This window comes from Nannocystis pusilla (assembly GCF_020073745.1).
Lineage (GTDB): Bacteria > Myxococcota_A > Polyangia > Nannocystales > Nannocystaceae > Nannocystis > Nannocystis radixulma.
Window position 1 is genome coordinate 61,254 of sequence record NZ_JAIRAU010000035.1, and the last position, 21,140, is coordinate 82,393.

Here is a 21,140-nt window from a genome sequence, read left to right on the forward strand (position 1 = left end):
AGCCGAATGGCGCTCACGCCCCCGTGAGCCCGGCCAGCTCGGCGCGCGCGCGGACGATGTCGTCGACCAGCAGCGGCATCGTCGACGCCGCGCGGGCCGCCTCGACGTGGGCGCTGGCGGTGGTGCGGTCGCCGTCCGCCGCCGCCAGCGACGCCAGCTCGAGCAGCAGCAGGCTCGCGCGCAGCGACACCGCCTGGTCGGCGCGGCGGCACAGCTCGAGCGCGCGGGCGAAGTCTTCGCGGGCCGCCGCGGGCTTGCGGGCGCGCTGCAGCAGGCGGGCGCGCCAGGTCAGCAGGTCGGCCGCGCGCAGCAGCTCCGCCGCGCTGCTCCCGGGGCCGGTCAGGCGCTCGGGCGCCAGCCCCGACAGGATGTCCAGAAAGACAGGTGCCACCCGCGGGTCGTCGAGGTGATTGGCCCCGGTGTTGCGCCACGCCTCCGCCAGCAGGTCGAGGTAGCGCGGCTCCGAGATGGCCCGAAGGACAGGTCCGACATCCGCGTGGTGCCCGCGCAGCAGCGTGTGCAGCGCCCCGCGGGCTGTCGCGTCCTCGCTCGCCAGCAGCGCCTGCCAGATCGGCGCCGCCTCGGCCGCGCGCCCGGTCTGGACCAGCAGCAGGGCCTGCAGCGCCTGCTCGCGCGCGTCCGCCGGCCCGACCTCGGCCAGCGCCGCCAGGGTCGCCACCGCCTCGCCCTCGACCGCCGCGTTCACCAGCGCCGCGCGCCGCGGATCGACGGCCGGCGGATCGACCGGCCTGGCCCCGCGCACCGCCACGCGGTGGATCTGCGCCGACAACCACGCCGGCACGTCGCCCGCGGCCCGCAGCACCAGCCTGTAGCGCCCCGGCGGGCCGATGCGCGCCGGCAGGCGGTCGCGCTGGATCCGCGACTCCTCGCGGTCGAGGTCCGTCAGCGCGCAGCCGAGCTCGTCGAGCGGCGCCACCGCGAACATCCGCAGCCGCAACCGCGAGCGCGTCGACGGGTCCGCCGGCAGCAGCGCCGGCACGTGGTTGACGTAGAACACCCGCCGACCGGCGTGGCACTGGTACTCGCGCAGCGTCGGCTGGCCGCCGCGGCTGGTCCCGTGGGTCATCACCCCGAGGCGCAGCACCGGCCGCTCGGGCTCGGCCTCGGGCACCAGGTCGAGCAGGAGCTGCGAGCTCCACTCGGTGTGTTCGACGGTGAGGTCGACGCTGACGTCGATCGTCTCGCCGTCCCACTCGAGCGGCAGCTCGGCCAGCGGCCCCGGGCTGGTGGTGCGGACCTCGAGCGTCTGCGCGAGCGGCCGCCGGCGCAGCGCCAGCGGGTCGAGGATCGTCCACGCGGCCGCGAGCGGGCGGTCGAAGCCGACGTCGATCGGCGGGTGGTCGTCGACCGCGCGGACCAGTCGGTCGCGCTGCTCGAGCAGGTCGGCCGCCTCGCCGGGCGCCAGCTCCGGCCGCGTCCGCAGCAACTCGAGCGCGCGCAGGGCCCGGTCGTACTCGCCGAGCCGCAGGTGTGAGCGGAACACCCCCTGCAGCGCCGCCGTCGTGCGCGCCCCGTCGTCGGCCTCGCGGTACAGCGCCAGCGCGGCTGCGTCGTCGCCGAGGCGCTCGCGCAGGCCGGCCGCGTCGACCAGCACCCCGCGGCGCAGCTCGCCCGGCGGCACCCGCCGCGCCAGCTCCTCGTAGGCCCCGGCCGCGTCGGCGAACAGCCCGAGCCGGCGCAGGTCGTCGGCGCCGGCGAACGCCCGCCGGAGCGCCGCGTCGCTCACCATCGACCGATCGGACATGTCCTCATGGACAGGCGGACGCACCGGCAACGTGCCCTCGCCGGCCCCGAGCAGCCACAGGTCGGCCGCCCCGCCGGCGTCGAACACGTTGACCAGCAGCTCTTCGGCCGGGTCGTCGTCGAGCTGGACCAGCCGCAGCACCTGGATGCCGTCGAGCACCGCCGGCACGAACCCGCCGCGCTCGTCCTGCAGCTGGACCACCGAGTGGAATACCCCGCGCTCGAAGTAGTGATTGACGAAGTCGCCGCGGCCGTCGCCGTCGGCGTCGCCGACCAGCGGGTACCAGTGCACCCCGTCGGCCTTGGCCCCGGCGTCGTCGCTCACGAACGGCACGTGCGCGCGGCGGACCAGGCGGTCGCCGTCCAGCGCCAGCAGGTAGTTCCCGGCCGGCGCGCCGAACGGCTGCTCGGGCGCGAACACCAGCGGGTTGGGCTCGCGGTGGAACACCTCGGCGACCACCCGCACCCGGCCCCTGTCGTCGCGCACCGCCCCGAGCCCGAACGCCTGGCCGATCTTGTCGCGCGCCACCGCCACCAGCTTGCCCGTGCCCGGCGCCGCGCGCAGGACCCGGACGTCGTAGGCCCGCCAGCCGGCGAACGCGACCACCAGCTCCTCGCGGCCGTCGCGGTCGAGGTCGACCGCCAGCATGCTGTGCACCACCGACTCGACGCTGTCGCCGACGTCGTAGACCGTGCGCCGCGCGAACGACCCCTGCGGGTCGCGCTCGATCCTTGTGATCTGGCACGAAGAACCTGTCCCGACGTACATCTCCCGCGCGCCGTCGCCGTCGAGGTCGGCCGCGGCCGCGGCGTAGACCTGTCCTTCGGGCCATGTGTAGAGCCGCTCGAGCCCGCCGCCGCCCGCCCGCCCGTACAGCGCGAGCGTGTCCTCCTGGGCGACCACGTACCCGCCGAGCGGGTCCACCAATTCGACGCGCGCCGTGTCGGCCGGGAACGCGTGGCGCCACAGCGGCGCCAGCGAGGCGTCGGCCCTGGCCGCGTGCAGCACCGGCGCTCCGACCCCGCGCGCCAGCAGCCACACCTCGTCGCCGACGCGCCCGTAGACCTGGCCGACATCGGTGAACCCGGCCCGGCGCGCCGAACTCAGCGCGCGCGCCAGCTCGCGCTTGGGCCCCGCCAGCCGCGCCGCCGCCCCGGCGAAGTCATGGCGCGCGAGCGCGACGTCGCCGCGCACCGACGCCAGCGTCAGGTCGCCGGCCGCCTCGGGGTGGCGCTGGTCGAGCAGCGCCAGCACCTGGGCCAGCCCGTCCCACTCGAGCTCGCCGCGGAACAGCCCGACCAGCCCGAGCAGCGCCTCCTTGCTGTCCTTCGGGTCATGTGCCAGCGTGAACGCCCGCGCCAGCGCGGAGATCGCCGCGCGCCGATCGCCGTCCTCGCTGCGGCGGCCCGCCTCGGCCAGCCACGCGCGAGCGATCGCCGCGGTGTCCCTGTAGGCCGGCTCGTCGAGGAACGCCGCGAACATGCGCGCCGCCGCGATCCTGTCGCCGCCGGCCCGGCTCTCGCCGATCCGCGCCTCGAGCTGCGCCAGCGCGGCCGCGGCGTCGTCCTCGCGCTGGTCGCGACGCCAGCGCTGCTGCAGGCCCTGGGCGAGCAGCACCGCCGCGATCACGAGCACCGCGGTCACCAGCGCGACCCCGGCGATCCGCCGCCGCCGCCGCCGGCTCGCCCCCGGGTCGTGGTCGAGCGCGGCCAGCAGCGCCGTCATGTCGGGGAAACGCGCGTCTGGCCGAAAGGACAGGCCACGCCGCAGCGCCGCCGCGATCGGGGCCGGCACCGCCAGCGCGCGCGCGCTCGACTCGAGCGACACCTGCGAGATGGCGGACAGCACCTCGGTCGCGTTGCCGCCGGCGAACGGCCGCACCCCGTGGAGCGCCTCGTAGACCGCCGCGCAGAAGCTGTACTGGTCGGAGCGCGCGTCGGCCGGGCGGCCCAGCCACTGCTCGGGCGACATGTACGCCGGCGTGCCGAGGATCGCCCCGGTGCGGGTCAGCATCTCGGCGCTGTCGAGCGGCGAGCCGGGCCGCCGCCGCGGCGGCTCGCCGCGGGCGGCGACCAGGCCGAAGTCGAGGACCCGCGCGCGCCCGTCGGCGCCGACCAGCACGTTGTCGGGCTTGAAGTCGCGGTGCACCAGCCCCGCCGCGTGGGCCGCCGCCAGGCCGCGGCCGGCCTCGATCAGCGTCGACATCAACTCGCGGCAGCCCGCCCCGGCCTCGCGCCGCTCCTGGACCCACGCGCGCAGCGTCGGCCCGTCGACGTACTCCATGGCGATGAACACCTGGCCGTCGCTCTCGCTGACGTCGTGGATCTGGACCACGTTGGGGTGCGACAGCTTGGCCAGCGCCTTGGCCTCGCGCAGCACCCGGGCCAGAAGGTGCTGATCGTCGCGGTCGCTGCGGACCATCTTGATGGCGACGATGCGGTCGAGCAGCTCGTCGTAGGCGGTGTAGACCACGCCCATGCCGCCGCGGCCGAGCACGCGCAGCAGGGTGAAGCGGCCGAGCCGGACGTCGGCGGGCAGGTCGTCGGCCGTCGGCTGCGCGTCGGCCTTGCGCGCGCCGGCGCTGCTGAGCGTGTCGGCGTGGCTGATCCGCGACGGATCTTCCGAGTCCCGCTCGACCTCGGCGGTGTCTCGCGCACGCTCGACCACGGGGCGAGTATGCCAACCGACCGCGACCCGCAGGAGGTCGAACGATCACCTCGGGCGCCGCTCGGGCGCCGGGCGGGCGCCCACAACATGTCTTTCGCGACATGTTCATCGAGACATCTGTCCGACGCCCGTCCGCGCCGGGGCTCCGGGGCCGTCCCGCGGGTCGCGCGCGGGCGGACGACCCGTGTTACACTCCCGCGCACAATGCGGGTCTGCATCCTCGGCGCCACCGGCCTCGTCGGCCGCGAGCTGCTCCACCTCATCCCGCGCGCCTGGCCGGGCGCGCAGCTCGCCCTCTTCGCCAGCCGCGACCAGGAGGTCGAGGTCGACGGCCGCCGCTTCGAGGTCAAGGCGGCGAACGCCCTCGACGCCCTCGACGCGACCGGCGGCGAGCTGGCGTTCGTGGCGCTCGACGACGAGCACAGCGCGCGCTACGTGCCGCGGCTGTTGGCGCTCGGCTACCGGGTGATCGACAAGAGCAACGCCTACCGCGGCGACCCTGCGGTCCCGCTGGTGGCCGCCGGGGTCAACGACGGCCTGGTCGGCGACGAGGTCCGGCTGGTCGCCAACCCCAATTGCACGACCATCCCGCTGACGCTCGCGCTCGCGCCGCTGCGGCGCCGCTTCGGCATCCGCGGCCTCGCGGTCTCCACCTACCAGGCCATCAGCGGCGCCGGCATCGCCGCCCTCGACCAGTTCCTGCTCGACGCCCAGGTCGGCTACGCCGCGCAGAACCGCCTGGGTCTCGCCTTCTCGCCCTCGGGGTACGCAGGCAACACCGTCCCGCACAACGGCAAGACCGACGACAGCGGCTTCTCGGCCGAGGAGCGCAAGCTCATGACCGAGAGCAGCAAGATCCTCGCCTTCGCCGACCTCCCGATCTCCGCCCAGGCCTGCCGCGTCGCCGTCGCCGTCGGCCACTACGAGCAGGTGTGGCTGACCTGCGAGCGGCCCGTCACCCCCGCCGACGTCGCCGCCGCGTGGGCCGAGGGCCCCTTCCTCCGCGTCGTCCCCACGGCCGACGGCGCCGGCCTGTCCGCGCTCGCCTGCGTGCACGAGCGCGACCTCACCCTGGTCGGCCGCGTCCGCGTCGTCCCGCACGACCCCGCCACCGTGTGCTTCACCGTCGCCGGCGACAACCTGCGCCTCGGCGCCGCCACCAACGCGGTGCGGATCGCCGCGCGCTGGTACCCCGCCGTCGACCCCACCCTCCAGGCCCCGGGCGACATGCCCTGAAGGACATATGCCCACGACCCCACGCAAGCTGGCCATCGCCACCGGCGGCGGCGACTGCCCCGGCCTCAACGCGGTGATCCGCGCCGTCGTCCTGCGGGCCCACGCCGCCGGCCTCGAGGTCCTCGGCATCGAGGACGGCCTCAACGGCCTGCTCGAAGGGACAGGTGCCACCGTGCGCGCGCTGACCCCGATCGAGGTCGCGCCGATCCTCGCGCGCGGCGGCACCGTGCTCGGCACCACCAACCGCTGCAGCCCGTTCGCCTGGCGCGACGGCAAGGCGCCGCCGCGCGACCGCGGCGACGAGCTGCTGGCGCGGGCCGAGGCGCTCGGCATCGACGTGCTCATCAACGTCGGCGGCGACGGCTCGCAGGCGATCTCGCTCGAGCTGGCGCGCCGCGGCATGACCGTGATCGGCGTGCCGAAGACCATCGACAACGACCTCGACGCGACCGTCGAGACGTTCGGCTTCGGGACCGCCGTGCAGGTCGTCACCGACGCGCTCGACCGCCTGCGCACCACCGCCGAGTCGCACGACCGCACCATGATCCTCGAGGTCATGGGCCGTCACGCCGGGTGGATCGCCCTGCACAGCGGGATCGCCGGCGGCGCCGACGTCATCCTGATCCCCGAGCTGCCCTACTCGCCGGTCCACGTCGCCCGCGACCTCATGCGCACCCTCGGCACCGGCCGTCACTTCGCCCTCGTCGTCGTCGCCGAGGGCTGCGCCTGCGTCGGCGGCGAGCTCTCGCACAAGCCGGTCGCCTCCGGCGGGATCGGCCCCAGCTCGATCCTCGGCGGCGCCGGCCAGCGCGTCGCCGAAGAGATCGCCGCCGTCGTCCCCGAGCTCGAGCTGCGAGTCACCGCGCTGGGTCACATCCAGCGCGGCGGCACGCCCACCGCCTACGACCGCCTGCTCGCCAGCCGGCTCGGCGTCGAGGCCGTCGAGGCCGCGCTGCGCGGCGAGCGGAGCGTGCTGGTCTCGTCGCAGCCGCCCGACATCAGGACCGTCCCGCTCGAGCTCGCGGTGAAGAAGATGCGAGCCGTCGACCCCCGCGGTCAGCTCGTCGCCCACGCCCGCGGGCTTGGCATCAGTTTCGGCGACGCCTGACCCTCGGCGTTGCGGGGTTGCGGGCCGACGCAAGCCGCGCCATCCTCCCGCCTCCCATGGACGGAATCAGTCAGGCGATCCTCGAGCACGCGGACGGTGCCGGCACGCGCGGTGTGGCGATGGGTCAGCTGGTCGACGCGCTGGTCGGCCGCGGCTACACGGCCGAGGCGATCGAGCACGCGATCTGGGCCCTGCTCGGCGCGCGGCGCCTGACCCCGAGCGGCTTCCTGTGCCGCCACCTCCGCCGTCGGGACGCCTTCGGCGAGGTCGTGCAGACCCGCTGCTACGAGCTGCTGCTCGCCCCCTGGTCGAGCGAGCTCGACCACCAGCTCGACCTCGACCTCGCCGCCGAGAGCGAGATCGACGAAGACGAAGACGACCGCGCGCCATGACCGTCGGGGCCTGCGAGCGCTTCGTCGCCGACCCTGCCCGGCGCGTCGGCGAAGCTGTCCTCGCGGACATGCGACAGGACAGCGCCGCCCGCTGGGCCGCGACCTGGGCCGAGCGCGGCCGCGTCGCCGCCCGCCCCGGCGAGCCCGGCCTCTACCTCGCGCTCGCGCCGATGGACGGCATCACCGACGCCGTCTACCGCCGCCTGCTCACCGACCAGTTCGGCGGCCGCAGCGGCATCAGCCTGTGCGTGTCCGAGTTCGTGCGGGTCACCCGCGACCCCGTGCCCGCCGCGGTGCTGCTGCGCGACGTCCCCGAGCTCGCCCGCGGCGGCCACACCCGCGCCGGCGTCCCCGTGTACGTGCAACTCCTCGGCGGCGACCCCGAGCCGCTGGCGGAGACGGCCCGCCGCGCCGCCGAGCTCGGCGCCCCCGGCATCGACCTCAACTTCGGCTGCCCCGCCAAGACCGTCAACAACCACGACGGCGGCGCCAGCCTGCTGCGCGCCCCGCAGCGGATCCGTGCCATCGTCGCCGCCGTCCGCGACCGCGTCCCCGAGCACGTCCCCGTCACCGCCAAGGTCCGCGTCGGCTGGGACTCGAGCGACGGCCTCGAGGAGATCGCCGCCGCCGCCGCCGACGGCGGCGCCGCCTGGCTCACCGTCCACGCCCGCACGCGCACCCAGCTCTACCAGCCGCCCGTGCGCTGGCCCGACCTCGCCCGCGCCCGCGCGGCCGTCGACATCCCCGTGGTCGCCAACGGCGACCTGCGTGTCCCCGAGGACCTGTCCCATTGTGCAGCTCAGAGCTGCTGCCAGGCCTTCATGATCGGCCGCGCGGCCATGGCCCGCCCCGACCTGTTCGCCGTCATCCGCGGCGAGCGCCACGACGGCCCGCTGCCGCTCGCCGAGCTGGCGGCGATCGTGCGCGACTACCACGCCGCGATGCGCGAGGACGGGCTGGAGCCGGGCCGCGCCGTGGCCCGGGTCAAGCAGTGGCTGCGCCTGGCCGCCCAGCTCGACCCGCGCGTCGAGCCGCACTTCGCCGCGACCAAGGCCGCCGCCGCCTGGCCGCCGATCGCCGAACACCTCGACACCATGGCCTAGGCTCGCGACAAAAGTCTCTCGCGGCCTCGCTCGCCGCAGGGCCCGCAGAACCACGTAAAAAACCCCGCGCAGGCCGTGTGTCGAGTCCTGCCTGCGCGGGGGTGCTGCGTCTGCTTGTCGAACGAGCGGAATTCACGGCCACGGCGCGCCGCAGCGGCGACGCGCACGCGGGCCTGGAGCCGTCACCAGCCGCGGAAGAAGCCGAGGACGAGGGTGACGACCGCGGCGAACAGGAACACCAGGAACAGCATGCGCGCCATCCCGCTGGCGGTGGTCGCCGCGACCTTCGGGGTCGTGCTGGTATACCCCGAGAACCCGAGCGCTCCGGCCAGGAGCGCGAGCGTCAAGAAGCTGACCGTCCAGATGAGCATCTCTTACTTCGTCTCGCGGGTTCGCACTTTTCATGAAACGGTCGGCCAGACCTGTCAAGCGCGGTCCTGAACTCGTGGGTAGTCCATCGCACCGGCGCGCGGCGCGAAGCCCCCTGACGCTTCCTTGATGTTCGAAGCGCCATGCTCCCCGCGCCGTGTCCGATCGGACCTGGCCCCGCGATCCATCGCCGAATCTTCGATCGACCGCCGCGTCGGCGCCCGGTCCCGCCGCTCGCCCGGAGTCGTTCGACTGCCTCACGCGAGATGCGGGACGGCGAAACAACATGTCCCATGAGACATGCCTCGAACACGCGTCGCACCGCGCTCGCCTCTGGTCACGACCAGTCCTCGGTGTACCCGTGGACCTCGAACGCCGCCCCGCGCTCGCGCTCGCAGGTGATCTCGAACCCGATCCGGCCGAGCGGGTCCAGGGGGCTCTGCGGCGCGAAGTCGAGGTTCTCGACGAGGACGCCGCACACGCCGGCGATGGACTCGGGGAACAGCACGCCGAGGCTGGTGCCCACCCCGGTGGGGCTGAAGCCGCCGCGAGCCATCGTCAACGACATGACATCGTCCTGCACGAACGGTTGGCCGTCGAGCTCGCCCTCGACGCGGAGCAGGAGCGCCAGTCCGGCGCGGGAGCTGGCCAGGCGCTCGAGGTTCTGCAGCTCGAACCTGAAGGTGCCGCGCGCCGTGTCCACCGTCCAGCGCCGGATCGGCACCTCACCGAAATCGCAGGGAGCGAGCTCGATGCCGATCCCCTGCGGCTGCGCCACATCGCCGATCGAGCACGCGTCGACCGCCGTGTTGTCGCAGGCGACGAGGACCTGGAAGTCCTGCGCCTCCTCCGGCGTGGACGGCGGCCGCAGAACCAACGTCTCTTGCCCGTCCGGGACGCCGGCGATCCCGACGCGCAAGAACGCCGCGCTGAGCGGCGCGCTCTCACTCGTCGGTGTCCTCGCCGGCGACATCCAGACCAGCCCGGGCGCCTCGGCTCCCCACAGGTCGCGATCCGCGACGGCCGCCCAGTTCCCACCGCCGAACGCGTGCACCCCCGACTTCACATTCGGAAACTCGATGGTCGCGCCGAGCTCGATGTCCGCCCCCGAGGGCGGCCCTCCCTGCAACATCCCGTCTTCGTCGGCCGGCCATACGACGCGCGGCCCGAGCTCGTGCTCACCGGCAGGCACCTCGAGCCGGGCATTGAGCGCGAATGCCTCGGGCACGCTCGTCGAGACATGCGAGTTCGCGCAGAGCGACAGCGCCTCGGGGACCACGACCCGCACACCCGAAGGGTGGCCCGTCGGGTCGTCGGCGGTGCTGGTCGCGGACTCGGACCCGCCGCTCGACGTCGTACCGTCCGTCGAATTCTGCCCCGACGTATCGTCGCCGCAGGCGAGCAAGACAGCGGCGAACAAGCCCGAGATCGTGGCACGGGCTCCGACCAGAACGCGCTCGGCGGTAGAGGGAGCATGCATCGAGCCCGGCATCGAGGGCGGACCCTATCACGCTTCTTCTTCGTCTTCAGATCGCGCCGACGCCAGTCGAGCACCCAATCGCCTGTCTCGCTGACGAACCACGATGTGCTCGTCCGCGGGGAGGTCCAGGGCTGCGAGCCTTCAATTCCCCGCCGCGCAGCTCCGGCGCAGCACCAGGTCCTCGCCGCTCGCCTCGAGCGTCGTCTCGAGCGCCTCGCTGAGCGTCCGCATGCGCGTCCGCACGATCTTGCCGAGCCCGCCGGTCGCGGGGACCGGGTGCTTGCTCGGCGTGCGTTTGATATAGGCCGGGTGGAACGTCAGCGCCTCGAGGCACGACGTCGCGGTGAAGCGCGCCCGCAGCACCCCCGTGAGTCGGGGGATCTCGTTCGTGTTCTCGAACAAGAAATTGCCGAGCGAGTACGCGATCGCTCCCTCGCCGTACTTCTCGATGCCCTGCAGCACGTGCGGGTGGTGCCCGACCACCAGATGCGCCCCGCGGTCGAGCAGCGCCCGCGCCTGGTTCTGCTGGTGGCGCCCCGGCGCGTCGGCGTACTCCTCGCCCCAGTGCACGAACACAATGATTAAATCGTGGGTCGGCTTGGCGGCGTCGATGAGCGGGCCGAGCGTCGCGGTGAATTCGTTCGTCGACAGGAACGGCAGCTCCGGCGTGCCCGCGAACTGCGGCGCGTTGCGGCGCGACGTCACCGCCAGCAGCCCGATCTTCCACCCGCGGCGCTCGATCGTCTCGACGCGGAACACCGGCGGCTCGCTGCGCGACGCGCCGAGCGGCAAGATCCCCAGCTCCTCGAGGATCTTCGGCGACTGCAGCAGCCCCTCCGCGCGCTGGTCGAACGAGTGATTGTTGGCCAGGCTCACCGCCGTGAACCCGCCGTCGACCAGGTGCTGCGCCATCGCCTTCGACGCCCCGAACGCGAACTTCGCCCCGATCGGGCTCTTCGCCGGCAGCTCGTACACCAGCGGCGTCTCGAGGTTGCCGATCAGCACGTCGCTGCGCATCGTCGCCAGGATGTCGTCGAACGGCCGCTCGCCCTCGCCGACGATCGGGTCGAAGCCCGTCGTGCGATAGCGGCCGAAGATGATGTCGCCGACGAACGTCAGCTCGATCGGCTCGCGCAGCGGCGGGCTCGCCACCGTCGCCGCCGGCTTCGCCTCGGCCGCCAGCTCCGCCTCGGGTTCGGGCGCCGCGTCCTTCACGGCCGGCTCGCGGCTGTCCTCCGGGACAGGTGACTGCACCACCGGCGGCAGCGTCGGCTGGGCCGCCGTCGCGCTGTCGCGCCCCGCTCCCGAGCACGCCGCGAGGCCGAGGACAGCGAGGGCGAGGGCGACTCGGACGGCTCCGAACACGGCGCGCGCGAGTTACGCCCAAACCCTCGTCCGACGCAAGAGTTCGGCGCACCCGGTGCGTTGGCGACCCTGCGCCGCGACGGTCCGCGTTCGCGCCCGCGACCTGCTGAACGCTGGGCGTCATGGCAGCCCCACGTCCCCCGGGCCTCGCGCTCGCCGACGCGCGCGGGACCGTCGCCCCTCGCAGCGGCGCCAGTGTCGCGTCGGCCGTCGCATTCGCGCTAGCGACCTGCAACGCCTCCCGGCCCCCCGCGACGACCGGCGCCTCGGCCGCGTCCGTGTCCGCCGGCACCACCGACGACGATTGGATCGACGCCCCCACGACCACGAGCGGCGGAAGTGGATGCGCCCGCCCGGACCTCGGCGACCGCCGCTGCGACGTCTATCTTTTTATAGATGGCTGTCCCGAAGGACAGAAGTGCGTGTGGAGCCGCGGCGACGGCGTGAGCTACTGGACCGAGAACCGCTGCGTCCCGCTCGCGGACGACCCCCTGCCCCTCGGCGCCGCGTGCACGCCCGGGTGCAACAGCACTGCCTGGGCCGACGACCGCTGCGACCTCGGCCTCGAGTGCTACGGCGGCCGGTGCGTGCCGCTCTGCGCCGGCGCGCCCGCCGAGCCGACCTGTCCCGAAGGACTGGTCGCCGAGAATTTCTCCAATGGCTGGTGTCACTGCCTCGCCCCCTGCCACCCCCTGGTGCAGGACTGCGGGCCCGGCGATCGCTGCTTGCCCGGCCTCGGCAGCAGCGGGACCTTCGTCTGTTCGCCCGATCGCTCCGGCGCCGCGGATCAGGAGCGGGACCCCTGCGAATACGCCGACGGCTGCGACCCCGGCCTGATGTGCGTCGATCCGTCCCTCGCCGCCGAGTGCGACCAGGCCGCGGCCGGCTGCTGTCTGCCGTTCTGTAGCGTCACCGCCGGCGATTGCCACGGCCAGGATCAGCAGTGCCTCCCGTGGTACGAGCACACCACGGCCCCTCCCGGTTACGACGACGTCGGCGTGTGCGGCATCCCGCCGTGACCGGCGCTCGCCTCATGCCCTCCCTCTCGTCACTCGCACGACCCGAGCACCTGCGAGACGGCGCTCGTGTTCACCGCGCGGCGCGTGCGGCGTCCCGCCACGAGTCGCAGCGACGCCCGCGCTGTTCGACCCCCGCGGCGAACGCGGCAGTCCTGGCCGACCCCTCGCGTCTCCCGTCCGCCGCCGCCCTTCGCTACACTGCGCCCGTGCCCCTCGACGCCACCCGTCGCCGCGCCGCCGTCCTGCTCGGCGTCTTCGGCCTCGTCGCCGCCGTCGAGTGGATCGCCGCCGCGCGGGCCTATCGCCCGCTCCTCTCCGCCGCAGACTGGGACGCCGCCGCCGCGGCCCTCGCCGCGCTCCCGGCCGACGAGCCGGTGCTCCTCGCCGACGACTGGCTCGGCCCTGTCGCTCGCCGCCACCTCCCCGCCTTGCAGCGCTCGCTGGGCCGCCCCGACCTGCACGGCGCGCCGCGCTTCCACGTCCTCGCGCTCGGCGAACCGCTGCGCCCCGACCTCCGCGCCGACCTCGACGGACTCGCCCTCGAGCCGCTCGGCGTCGACGACCTCGGCCCGCTCGCCCTGCATCACTTCGCCGCCCCTGCTTCGGGACATGTCCTGTGGGACATCCTCGATCAGCCCGCCCTGCTCCCCGCCGATCGCCACGGCCCGTGCAAGAAGGCGCAGAAGACGTGGGTCTGCAAGCAGGGCCGCGTCACCGCGCGCTGGGCCGAGGTCGGCTACCGCCCGCGGCGCTGCCTCGCCCTCGACATGAGCGACGGCGCCGCCTTCGAGCTGCGGGGTCGCGTCGAGCTCGGCGCGCGCCTGCGCGGCCACCTCGGCTTCACCGACTTCAACGGCCGCCTGCGCAACGACGCCCCCGCCGTCGTCGAGCTCGAGGTCGACGGCGTCCCACGGGCGCGCTGGCTCGTCAGCGACAACCAGGGCTGGGCCGGCTTCGAGCTCGCCACCGCCCCGGGCCCGGCCGAGCTCACCGTCCGCGTCACCAGCCTGCTCGCCGGCACCTTCACCCCCGGCGGCTACGACCCCGACGCGCGCCGCGTCCCCTGCCTCGACCTGCGCGCCCTCACGGAGCCCGCGTGACTCGCCGCCTCACCGCGCTCGTCGCCGTCGCGCTCGGCCTCGTCGTCGTCCTCCTGCTCGCCCGCGGCCACCGCGACGTCGGCTACGTGCGCGACGAGGGCATCTACTTCCACGCCAGCCGCGCCTACGCCGACTGGGCCGTCCGCGGCCTGCGCTCGCCCTCCGCCCTGTTCGACCGCGCCGCCCGCGACCGCGCCTTCGCCGTCAACCACGAGCACCCGGCCTTGATGAAGCTCGCCGGCGGCCTGTCCGCTCGCCTGTTCTCTGCGCCAGGTCCCGAAGGACAGCCGGCCGAGGCCCGCGCCCAGGCCGGCCTGCTCCCGCTCGTGCCCGAGGGCGCCGCCATGCGCCTGCCCGCCCAGCTGCTCGCCGGCCTCGGCGTCGTCCTCCTGGCCCTCGCCGGCGCCGCCCTCGCCCGTCCCCGGGGGCATGTCCTTGGGGACACCTCACCGCCGCCCCCGGACCTGTCCCCAGGGACATGGACCATCCACCCGCTCGTCCCCGCCCTGCTCGCCGCCCTGTGGTTCATCGGCCTGCCGCACGTGTGGTTCCACGCCGGCCTCCACTGCTTCGACGTCCCGGTCGCCGTCCTCACCCTCGCCGTCGTCCTCTGCTACCGCCGGGCCCTCGCCTCGTGGCGCTGGTCGCTGCTGCTCGGCCCGTTGCTCGGCGTGGCGATCTCCGTCAAGCACAACGCCCTCTTCGTCCCCGTCCTGCTCGGCGTCCACTACCTCGCCAGCCTCGCGCTCGCCCGTCGGCGCCCCAGCCGCGGCCAGTGGCTCCCGCTGCCGTTCCTCAGCATGGCCCTGCTGGCCCCGCCGACCGTGCTCGCGCTGTGGCCGTGGCTGTGGCGCGACCCGCTGGTCCGCCTCGGCGAATACTTCGAGTTTCACCGCCTCCACGCCTATTACAACACCGAATACCTCCACATCAATTACAACCAGCCCCCGCTGCCGTGGAGCTACCCGTTCGTCCTCACCTGGGCGACCGTCCCGACCGCGCTGCTGCTGCTGGCCGGCCTCGGCCTCGTCCTCGCTGTCCGCAAGGACCTGTCCGCAAAGCCACCCGCCGATCTCCCCGCCAACACCTTCGCCGCCCCCCTGCGCGGCCACCCCGCGCGCGACGGCCTGCTGTGGGCGCTGTTCGGCCTGTTCCCGCTGCTCCTCATCAGCCTGCCGAGCATCCCGATCTTCGGCGGCACCAAGCACTGGCTGACCGCCTACCCCTTCCTCGCCCTCGCGGCCGCGTTCGCCTACGTCACCCTGTGGCGCGGCCTCGCCCCGACCGGCCGCCTGCGCCACCTCCCCGCCGCCCTGCTCCCGCTGCTGCTCGTGCCCGCGCTGTGGAGCACCGCCCACGGCCACCCCCACGGCCTCTCGCAGTACGCCCCGCTGGCCGGCGGCGCCCGCGGGGCCGCCGACCTCGGGCTCCTGCGCGGCTTCTGGGGCGGCGCCGTCGCCCCGCTGCTCGACGACATGTCCCGGCGGCCAGGTCCGCTCTACCTCCACGACCTCCACGAGCTCGCCCGCCTGCAGTACGAGCGCGAGGGCCGCTGGCCGCCCGGCCTCGCCGGCGCCCCGCTGTCCCGCGCCCGCGCCGGCCTGCTGTTCCACGAGCGGCACATGCTTTCCAACGAGGTCGACCTGTGGAACCACTTCGGCACCACCGCCCCGGTCGACGTCGTCACCCTGGACGACGTCCCCCTCACCAGCCTCTACGCGGGCGGCAATTGACCGGCCCCTCGACACCGGCGCAGACACTCCACATGCCTCTTCGGGCAGGTCGGTATCATTCCAGCTCGCTCTGGTGAAGGACCCGCCCGAGGATGAAGGTCTTGGCGAGCAGCAGATCGGTGGCGACGCGATGGTGCCCGTCCACGACCATCACTTGCCCGTGCCTGGTCCGCCAAAAGCACGGGTGGCGCAGGAACTCGTACTCTCGCGGCTCCGGCCAGGTCGCCTCCACCGCCGCCAGATCGCGCAGCGGGTCGTAGTCCGGGTCACCGATGACCTCGTCACGCAGCGCCGGCTTCTTGTCGGGATGGAACAGGTTGTGAGCCACGAGGCTGTGGCGGATGTGGGTCTGGATCGCGTGGAGCGGCCCGGCGAGGTCGACTTCTTCCAGCGGACGCCACGACCAGGTCTCCGCCGCGCGGAGCCTCTCCATGCCCGCGGGCGAGTCGAGCAACGCCGACGATCGGTCGGCCGCCGAGGCGAAGCCGTACTCGGTCGCTTCGAACCGTGCAACACCGCTCCTCAGGCCGGCGATCACGCGCCGGAGGGCCCCCGCGGCCACCTCGTGCGTCACGCCGTGGGCCTCGCTCACTCGCCGCGCGAGGCGCTGCTCGCGTTGCTCCCAGGTCTCGCGCGGGTCTCTCAGGCCCCGTTCGTGGGGGGCGAGCGGGTCACAATTGTACCAGGGCATCCATCCACCTTCTCTCGAGTCGAAGCGCCGAGACCTCCGGCGCCGCGCCTCGATCGCGCCCAGCTTGCCACACGCGAGGACGCATGACCACCCGCGAGCGTCGCGCACAGGACGAACCACGAATCGCCGGCGTGGTCGACGAGCCGGCGAGCAAGACACACCGGGAGTGACGGCAGCCCGCGCGCCCGCGGGCGCCTACCTGCGCACATATTCGTGCTGCACGCCGGTCCACGGCGTCACCATCCCCGCCGCCGACATATAGCCCGTCATCGGCAGCACCCGCGCCGCCCCGGCCAGCGTGCGCCCGGCCGCGTAGCGTCGCCGGAGCGAGCGCCGCAACCACGGCGGCGGCTCGCCGTCGACCCAGATCGCCGCGAACTCGCCGCGCTCGACCGCCGCCGCCAGCGTCGCCTCGATCGCCTGCTGCCTGTCCTTCGGGACATCGTTGATCCCCATCGACCCCACGTGCCCCGGACCGCCGGCGAGCACGCTCCACCACGGCCGGTGCAGCGCCAGGATCGGCCGCGGCTCGGCCTGGAGCTCGGCCCGCAGCGCGGCCGCCTGCGCGCGCAGCTCGGCCGGCGGCAGCGTGCGCGCAGGGTCCTGGCGCGTGTAGCTGTCCCGCAGACCAGCCAGCCCGTGGTCCTGGATCGGCTGATAGCGCGGCTCGATCACCAGCGCGAACACCAGCTGCGCCGCCACCAGCCCGAGCGCCGGCGCCTCGCCGCGGCCGATCGGCAGCATCACCGCCAGCCACGCCGCCGCGAAGCAGACCCCCGGCATGAACGCGTTCGGCTCGGCCCACTGCGTCGAGTAGCCGAGCGCCGACACCAGCAGCCCCGCCGCCGCGATCACGCCCCAGTACGCCGGCCCCTTCCACCTGCCCTCTCGGCCATGTTCTTTGAGTACTTTCCAATCGGACAGCCGACGCGCCGACGCCCACGCCGCCAGCACCGCCAGGAACGGCGCCGCGTGGACGAACATGCCCCACGTCTTGCGCCAGAAGCGGGCCGCGTTGAACGCGTGCGCCTGGTGCAGCTCGTAGATGTACGTCCACAGCCGCCCCTCGGTGAGCCACTGCCCGAGCAGCACGCCGCCGCCGTCGATCGCCGCGATCGTCGCCGCGTACACCCAGACCACGCGCGGCGCCACGATCAGCCCCGCCGCCCCGCTCGCCAGCACGAACACCGCCGCCGTCTGCTTGGCCCAGAACGCCGCCGCCACCAGCACGCCCGCCGCCACCGCGCGCCGGCGGCTCTTGCCCGCGTGGCGCAGCGCGACGAGCCCCCACAGCATCAGCGCCAGGAACAGGCTGTCCGCGCGGGCCACGTCGTACCAGCGAAACGTGAACACGTAGCCCGAGAGGAACAGCCCGACCGCCGCCGCCGCGTGCGCGCGCGGCTTGCCCTCGAGCCGCACCAGCCGCCACAGCCCCCACGCCACCGCCCCGATCGCCGCGATGCTCACCGCCCGACCGAGCGCGTAGCCGAGCGGCAGCACCCAGCCGAGCACCGCCAGCACCGCCGGATACAGCGGCGTGTACAAAAACGGCACGAACTCCGCCGACGGCTCGGGATAGATCGCCTGCCCCTGTTGCAGGCGCAGCGCCGTGTGCAGGCTGCCGCCCTCCATCCATTCGAGCTCGAGCGGAAAGCCGATCCTGCCGGCGAACACGATCAGCAGCACGAGCACCCACAGCCCGGCCAGCCCGACCACGAGCGCCCGCGAGCGCGCCACCCACACGCTCACGGCCCCGCCCCCTCGCTGAATGTTTTTATCACGCACCCGCGCACCCGCCGCAAATCATGACACCAGCGCTCGCTCTCCCGGCGAGCGGCGCCCTCGCGACCCCCCACGCACCCCTCATTCCTCCTCACGGCCCCGCTCCGTCGCTGAATGGCCCGACCGTGCGACCGCGCGGGCGCAGGCAACAATAATAGCCGACATCGAGCACACCGCCCGGCTCGCGCGCGTCGGCCACCGGCCCCGGCTCGACGCACGCCCATTGCATGGTGCGCCCGAACCCGCGGCTCTGCGCCGCGGCCGGCGACGGCCGCCGCGGCCCGACGTGGCCGACGTGACACAGCAGATCCGGGTCGCGCGCCAGGATCACCGCCTGCGGTGCCATCAATTGGTGCCCCGGCCGCGCCCGCGTCTGCGGCTTCACCTCGACCTGCCGCGGCCACGGATCGACCAATCCATAGACATCGACCGCGCGCAGCCGCGACGCGTACGGCAGCGCCCCCGCCGCCCCGACCGTGATCGTCGTGTCCGCCGGCAAATGTTCGCGCATCCAGGACCCGACGTGCACCCGCTCGCGCGCGAAGCGGTCCATCGCCGTCACGCCCTCCCAGCGCCCGTCGAGCCACCCGGCCGGCGTCGCCCGATCGATTTTAACACGTTCACGCGACATGACCCCGAGGACAGCCGCCAGCGCCACGCCGACCAGCGCGGCGACCAGCGGGCCGCGGCGCCCGAGCCAGCGCTCGCCGGCCTCGATCAGCAGCCAGCCGACCAGACCGGCCGTCAGGGCCGTCGCCACCACCAGGAAGCGCCCGTAGGCCATGAAGTCGCCGCCGACCGACCACGCGTAGCCAAGCACCGCCGCGGCCGGCAGCACCAGCGCCGCGTGGCGCGGGCGCAGCAGCAACGCCAGCGGCGCCAGCCACACCAGCCGCAGCGCGCTCGCCCACGCGCCCACGTACGCCGCCCCGAACGTGTCGCGCAGCAGCCGTCCGTGGCGCTTGATCGTCCACGTGTTCGGCAGCCACTCCCCGTAATACGCGTAGCGCAGCAGCAGGTGCCCGAGCAGCGGCCCGGCCGCCAGCGCCGCCGCGATCAGCGCCTCGCGCGGGCGCGGCAGCCGATCGCGTGTGCCCCGGAGGACATGTCCCAACATCCATGTCCCGACGAACACGCCGATCGGCAGCACCGCGTCGAGGCGGGTCAGCCCGGCCAGGGCCGTCAGCAGTCCAGCCGCCCGCCAGCGCCCGCTCGCCGCCGCCGCCATCGCCGCCAGCGCCAGCGCGGCCGCCCACGCCGTCTCGAGCCCGCCCTGGGCCCACACCACGTACTCCGGCGCGGCCGCCAGCAGCGCCGCCGGGATCAGGTCGGCGACGCGCCACGGCCCGCTCGCCCCGCGCAGCGCTCGCACCAGCACGACCGTCGCCGCCGCCCCGGCCAGCGCCCCAAGCTGCGTCAGCCACGGGGCCAGCGCCTCGGGCGGCGCTCCGAGACATGTCCCGAAGGCCAGCACGAGCACCCACAGGAAATTCGTATAGCCCTCGACCCGCTCGCCGAGGTTGTACTCGAGCGCCCCGTGCTCGGCGAGGTTCCACGCGTAGCGGAACGAGATGTACGCGTCGTCGCAGATGAACCGCCACGCCTGCGCGTGCAGCAGCAGCGCCGCGGCGATCGCGACCGCCGCGGCGACGAACGCCCTGTGCCCGCGCGCTGCCGCCATCACATCGACCGACGCAGCGCCTCGGGGTCCTGCGCCGCGCTCATCGCCGCCTCGAGCGACACCTTGCGCGCGCGCACCAGCGCCGCCAGCGACTGCTCGAGCGACACCATCCCGTCGGCGCGGCCGGTCTGGATCGCCGTGGCGATCTGGTGCCCGCGGCCCTCGCGGATCTGCGCCGCCACCGCCGCCGTCACCAGCATCTTTTCAAACGCCACCGCGCGCTCGCTCGGGCGCGCCGTCGGCACCAGCACCTGCGTCACGATCGCGCGCAGCGTCCCGGCCAGCTGCAGCCGCACCTGGGTCTGCTGGTGGCCGGAGAAGCCGTCGATGATGCGGTCGACCGCCATCGCCGCGCCGGCCGCGTGCAGCGTCGACAGCACGAGGTGGCCCGTCTCCGCGGCCGTCAATGCGGCCGAGATCGTCTCCGGGTCGCGCATCTCGCCGAGCAGGATGACGTCGGGCGCCTCGCGCAGCGACGCGCGCAGGCCCTCGGCGAAGCTCGCCACGTCGCGGCCGACCTCGCGCTGGTGGATCAGCGACCGCCTGCTCGTAAAGACATGTTCGATCGGGTCCTCGAGCGTCACCACGTGCTTCGCCGCCGTGCGGTTGACGTGCTCGACCAGCGCCGCCAGCGTCGTCGACTTGCCCGAGCCCGTCGGCCCGGTGAACAGCACCAGCCCCGCCGGGTAGCCGACCAGCGCCGTGAAGTCGTCCGGCAGCCCGAGCTCGGCCAGCGTCGGCGCCTTGTCGCGCACCGGCCGGAGCGCCGCCGACAGCCCGCGCTGCTGGCGGAACAGGTTGGCGCGGAAGCGCAGCCCACCGAGGTCGAGCGCCGCGTCGACGCTGCCCGTCGCGCGCAGCCGGGCCCGCTGCTCCGGCCCCAGCACCCTGGCGAACAGCGCCAGGATCGCCGCCTCCGTCGCCGGCACCCCGATCTCCCGCAGGTCGCCGCCCGAACGGACCCGCGGCGCCAGCCCCGTCGAGAAGATCACGTCGGCCGCGCCCTCCCAGTGGGCCCGCTGCAGCACCCCGCGCAGCTCGTCGGCCAGCCGCTGCGCCTCCTCGTCGGGCTCTTCGGACATGTCCCCCACGACAGGCGCAGGCACCGAGACCGGCGGCTCGTGGATCGCCGGCTCGCTCGCGCGCGTCGGCGCCGGCGGCCGCACCGGGGCCGGCGTCGCGGCCGCGCGCACCGGCGGGAGGTCGGGCACCGCTCGCATGTCTGTCGGGACAGGTCTCGAAGGACCTGTCCCTGCGGCCACTCGCGCCTTGGCCAGGCTGAGGTGGTAGCGGCCGCCGTCGATCTTGAGCTCGCCGGAGAAGCGCTGGCCCTCGAAGGTGTGCTCGACCTTGACCGCCTTGCGGGCGTCGAGCTCCTGGCGCTGCTCGGCGCTGATGAGGTCTTCGAAGAACATCCCCATCATCTCGTGGCTGATCTTCGGCATCGACAGCGGCACGTCGGCGCCGGCGCGCTTGAGCGAGGGGACGCGGTCGGAGGCGAGGACGAGGCCGTCGGCCTTCTGGGCGTCGAGGATCTTGAGCAGCGAGTCGATCGCGGCAGCCATCGCGGCGGGTATAGCGCGAGGTCCGGCCCCCTCGCCAGTGCTCCCGGCACGATGCGCGCGCAGCCGGGTCGTGGCATCGTCCGG

General features: G+C 74.1%; 15 protein-coding genes. 7 read left to right on the forward strand and 8 right to left on the reverse strand.

What is annotated here, in order from left to right:
• Positions 1 to 13: 13 nt before the first annotated feature.
• Complete coding sequence (locus tag K7C98_RS26130; RefSeq protein WP_224194494.1) at positions 14 to 4,432, reverse strand: protein kinase domain-containing protein; 4,419 nt, start codon at positions 4,430 to 4,432, stop codon at positions 14 to 16.
• Between the two features lie 204 nt (positions 4,433 to 4,636).
• Between K7C98_RS26130 and K7C98_RS26135 the strand changes: the two genes are divergently transcribed.
• From K7C98_RS26135 to K7C98_RS26150, 4 genes are read left to right on the forward strand one after another with little or no spacing between them, the layout of a single operon-like run.
• Positions 4,637 to 5,668: an aspartate-semialdehyde dehydrogenase gene (locus tag K7C98_RS26135; RefSeq protein WP_224194495.1), complete on the forward strand. Its 1,032-nt coding sequence runs from the start codon at positions 4,637 to 4,639 to the stop codon at positions 5,666 to 5,668.
• Between the two features lie 7 nt (positions 5,669 to 5,675).
• Complete coding sequence (locus tag K7C98_RS26140) at positions 5,676 to 6,776, forward strand: 6-phosphofructokinase (RefSeq protein WP_224194496.1); 1,101 nt, start codon at positions 5,676 to 5,678, stop codon at positions 6,774 to 6,776.
• 56 nt (positions 6,777 to 6,832) lie between these two features.
• Entirely contained in the window at positions 6,833 to 7,168 is a 336-nt protein-coding gene (locus tag K7C98_RS26145; protein ID WP_224194497.1) for a hypothetical protein, read from the forward strand.
• Positions 7,165 to 8,271 carry a tRNA dihydrouridine synthase gene (locus tag K7C98_RS26150; RefSeq protein WP_224194498.1) on the forward strand — a complete coding sequence of 369 codons (1,107 nt, stop codon included), beginning with the start codon at positions 7,165 to 7,167 and terminating at the stop codon, positions 8,269 to 8,271. Before K7C98_RS26145 ends, K7C98_RS26150 begins: the two co-directional genes overlap by 4 nt.
• A 182-nt stretch (positions 8,272 to 8,453) precedes the next feature.
• Here the strand turns inward: K7C98_RS26150 and K7C98_RS26155 are convergent, their stop codons facing one another.
• The 3 genes from K7C98_RS26155 to K7C98_RS26165 all read right to left on the reverse strand — a co-directional run bounded on the left by K7C98_RS26155 (position 8,454) and on the right by K7C98_RS26165 (position 11,485).
• Positions 8,454 to 8,642 carry a DUF1328 family protein gene (locus K7C98_RS26155; RefSeq protein WP_224194499.1) on the reverse strand — a complete coding sequence of 63 codons (189 nt, stop codon included), beginning with the start codon at positions 8,640 to 8,642 and terminating at the stop codon, positions 8,454 to 8,456.
• A 335-nt stretch (positions 8,643 to 8,977) separates the two neighbouring features.
• Positions 8,978 to 10,060, reverse strand: a complete 1,083-nt coding sequence (locus tag K7C98_RS26160; protein WP_224194500.1) for a hypothetical protein — start codon at positions 10,058 to 10,060, stop codon at positions 8,978 to 8,980.
• A gap of 201 nt (positions 10,061 to 10,261) precedes the next feature.
• Positions 10,262 to 11,485 (reverse strand): CapA family protein, encoded by a 1,224-nt coding sequence (locus K7C98_RS26165; protein WP_224194501.1) that lies wholly within the window; start codon positions 11,483 to 11,485, stop codon positions 10,262 to 10,264.
• A 122-nt stretch (positions 11,486 to 11,607) separates the two neighbouring features.
• On the opposite strand from K7C98_RS26165, the gene K7C98_RS26170 reads away from it, so the two are divergent.
• The 3 genes from K7C98_RS26170 to K7C98_RS26180 all read left to right on the forward strand — a co-directional run bounded on the left by K7C98_RS26170 (position 11,608) and on the right by K7C98_RS26180 (position 15,337).
• Positions 11,608 to 12,504: a hypothetical protein gene (locus K7C98_RS26170; RefSeq protein ID WP_224194502.1), complete on the forward strand. Its 897-nt coding sequence runs from the start codon at positions 11,608 to 11,610 to the stop codon at positions 12,502 to 12,504.
• Between the two features lie 206 nt (positions 12,505 to 12,710).
• Positions 12,711 to 13,604, forward strand: a complete 894-nt coding sequence (locus K7C98_RS26175; RefSeq protein ID WP_224194503.1) for a hypothetical protein — start codon at positions 12,711 to 12,713, stop codon at positions 13,602 to 13,604.
• On the forward strand, positions 13,601 to 15,337 hold the full coding sequence (locus K7C98_RS26180; RefSeq protein ID WP_224194504.1) for a hypothetical protein: 1,737 nt from the start codon (positions 13,601 to 13,603) through the stop codon (positions 15,335 to 15,337). The genes K7C98_RS26175 and K7C98_RS26180 overlap by 4 nt, the downstream gene beginning before the upstream one ends.
• Before the next feature lie 55 nt (positions 15,338 to 15,392).
• On the opposite strand, the gene K7C98_RS26185 is transcribed toward K7C98_RS26180, so the two are convergent.
• From K7C98_RS26185 to K7C98_RS26200, 4 genes are all read right to left on the reverse strand, one after another.
• The gene (locus tag K7C98_RS26185) at positions 15,393 to 16,028 is read right to left on the reverse strand and encodes a hypothetical protein (RefSeq protein ID WP_224194505.1); all 636 of its coding nucleotides are present in this window, start codon (positions 16,026 to 16,028) and stop codon (positions 15,393 to 15,395) included.
• A gap of 195 nt (positions 16,029 to 16,223) precedes the next feature.
• Positions 16,224 to 17,777 carry a hypothetical protein gene (locus K7C98_RS26190; protein WP_224194506.1) on the reverse strand — a complete coding sequence of 518 codons (1,554 nt, stop codon included), beginning with the start codon at positions 17,775 to 17,777 and terminating at the stop codon, positions 16,224 to 16,226.
• Between the two features lie 124 nt (positions 17,778 to 17,901).
• Positions 17,902 to 19,491, reverse strand: a complete 1,590-nt coding sequence (locus K7C98_RS26195) for a hypothetical protein (RefSeq protein WP_224194507.1) — start codon at positions 19,489 to 19,491, stop codon at positions 17,902 to 17,904.
• Entirely contained in the window at positions 19,491 to 21,056 is a 1,566-nt protein-coding gene (locus K7C98_RS26200; RefSeq protein ID WP_224194508.1) for a type IV pilus twitching motility protein PilT, read from the reverse strand. The genes K7C98_RS26195 and K7C98_RS26200 overlap by 1 nt, the downstream gene beginning before the upstream one ends.
• Positions 21,057 to 21,140: the final 84 nt, after the last annotated feature.

Excerpts from the sequence above, each read along its gene's own strand:
- K7C98_RS26135 (WP_224194495.1), top strand. The coding sequence starts at position 4,637 with ATGCGGGTCTGCATCCTCGGCGCCACCGGCCTCGTCGGCCGCGAGCTG.
- K7C98_RS26140 (WP_224194496.1), top strand. The coding sequence starts at position 5,676 with ATGCCCACGACCCCACGCAAGCTGGCCATCGCCACCGGCGGCGGCGAC.
- K7C98_RS26145 (WP_224194497.1), top strand. The coding sequence starts at position 6,833 with ATGGACGGAATCAGTCAGGCGATCCTCGAGCACGCGGACGGTGCCGGC.
- K7C98_RS26150 (WP_224194498.1), top strand. The coding sequence starts at position 7,165 with ATGACCGTCGGGGCCTGCGAGCGCTTCGTCGCCGACCCTGCCCGGCGC.
- K7C98_RS26155 (WP_224194499.1), bottom strand. The coding sequence starts at position 8,642 with ATGCTCATCTGGACGGTCAGCTTCTTGACGCTCGCGCTCCTGGCCGGA.
- K7C98_RS26170 (WP_224194502.1), top strand. The coding sequence starts at position 11,608 with ATGGCAGCCCCACGTCCCCCGGGCCTCGCGCTCGCCGACGCGCGCGGG.
- K7C98_RS26185 (WP_224194505.1), bottom strand. The coding sequence starts at position 16,028 with ATGCCCTGGTACAATTGTGACCCGCTCGCCCCCCACGAACGGGGCCTG.
- K7C98_RS26195 (WP_224194507.1), bottom strand. The coding sequence starts at position 19,491 with ATGGCGGCAGCGCGCGGGCACAGGGCGTTCGTCGCCGCGGCGGTCGCG.
- K7C98_RS26200 (WP_224194508.1), bottom strand. The coding sequence starts at position 21,056 with ATGGCTGCCGCGATCGACTCGCTGCTCAAGATCCTCGACGCCCAGAAG.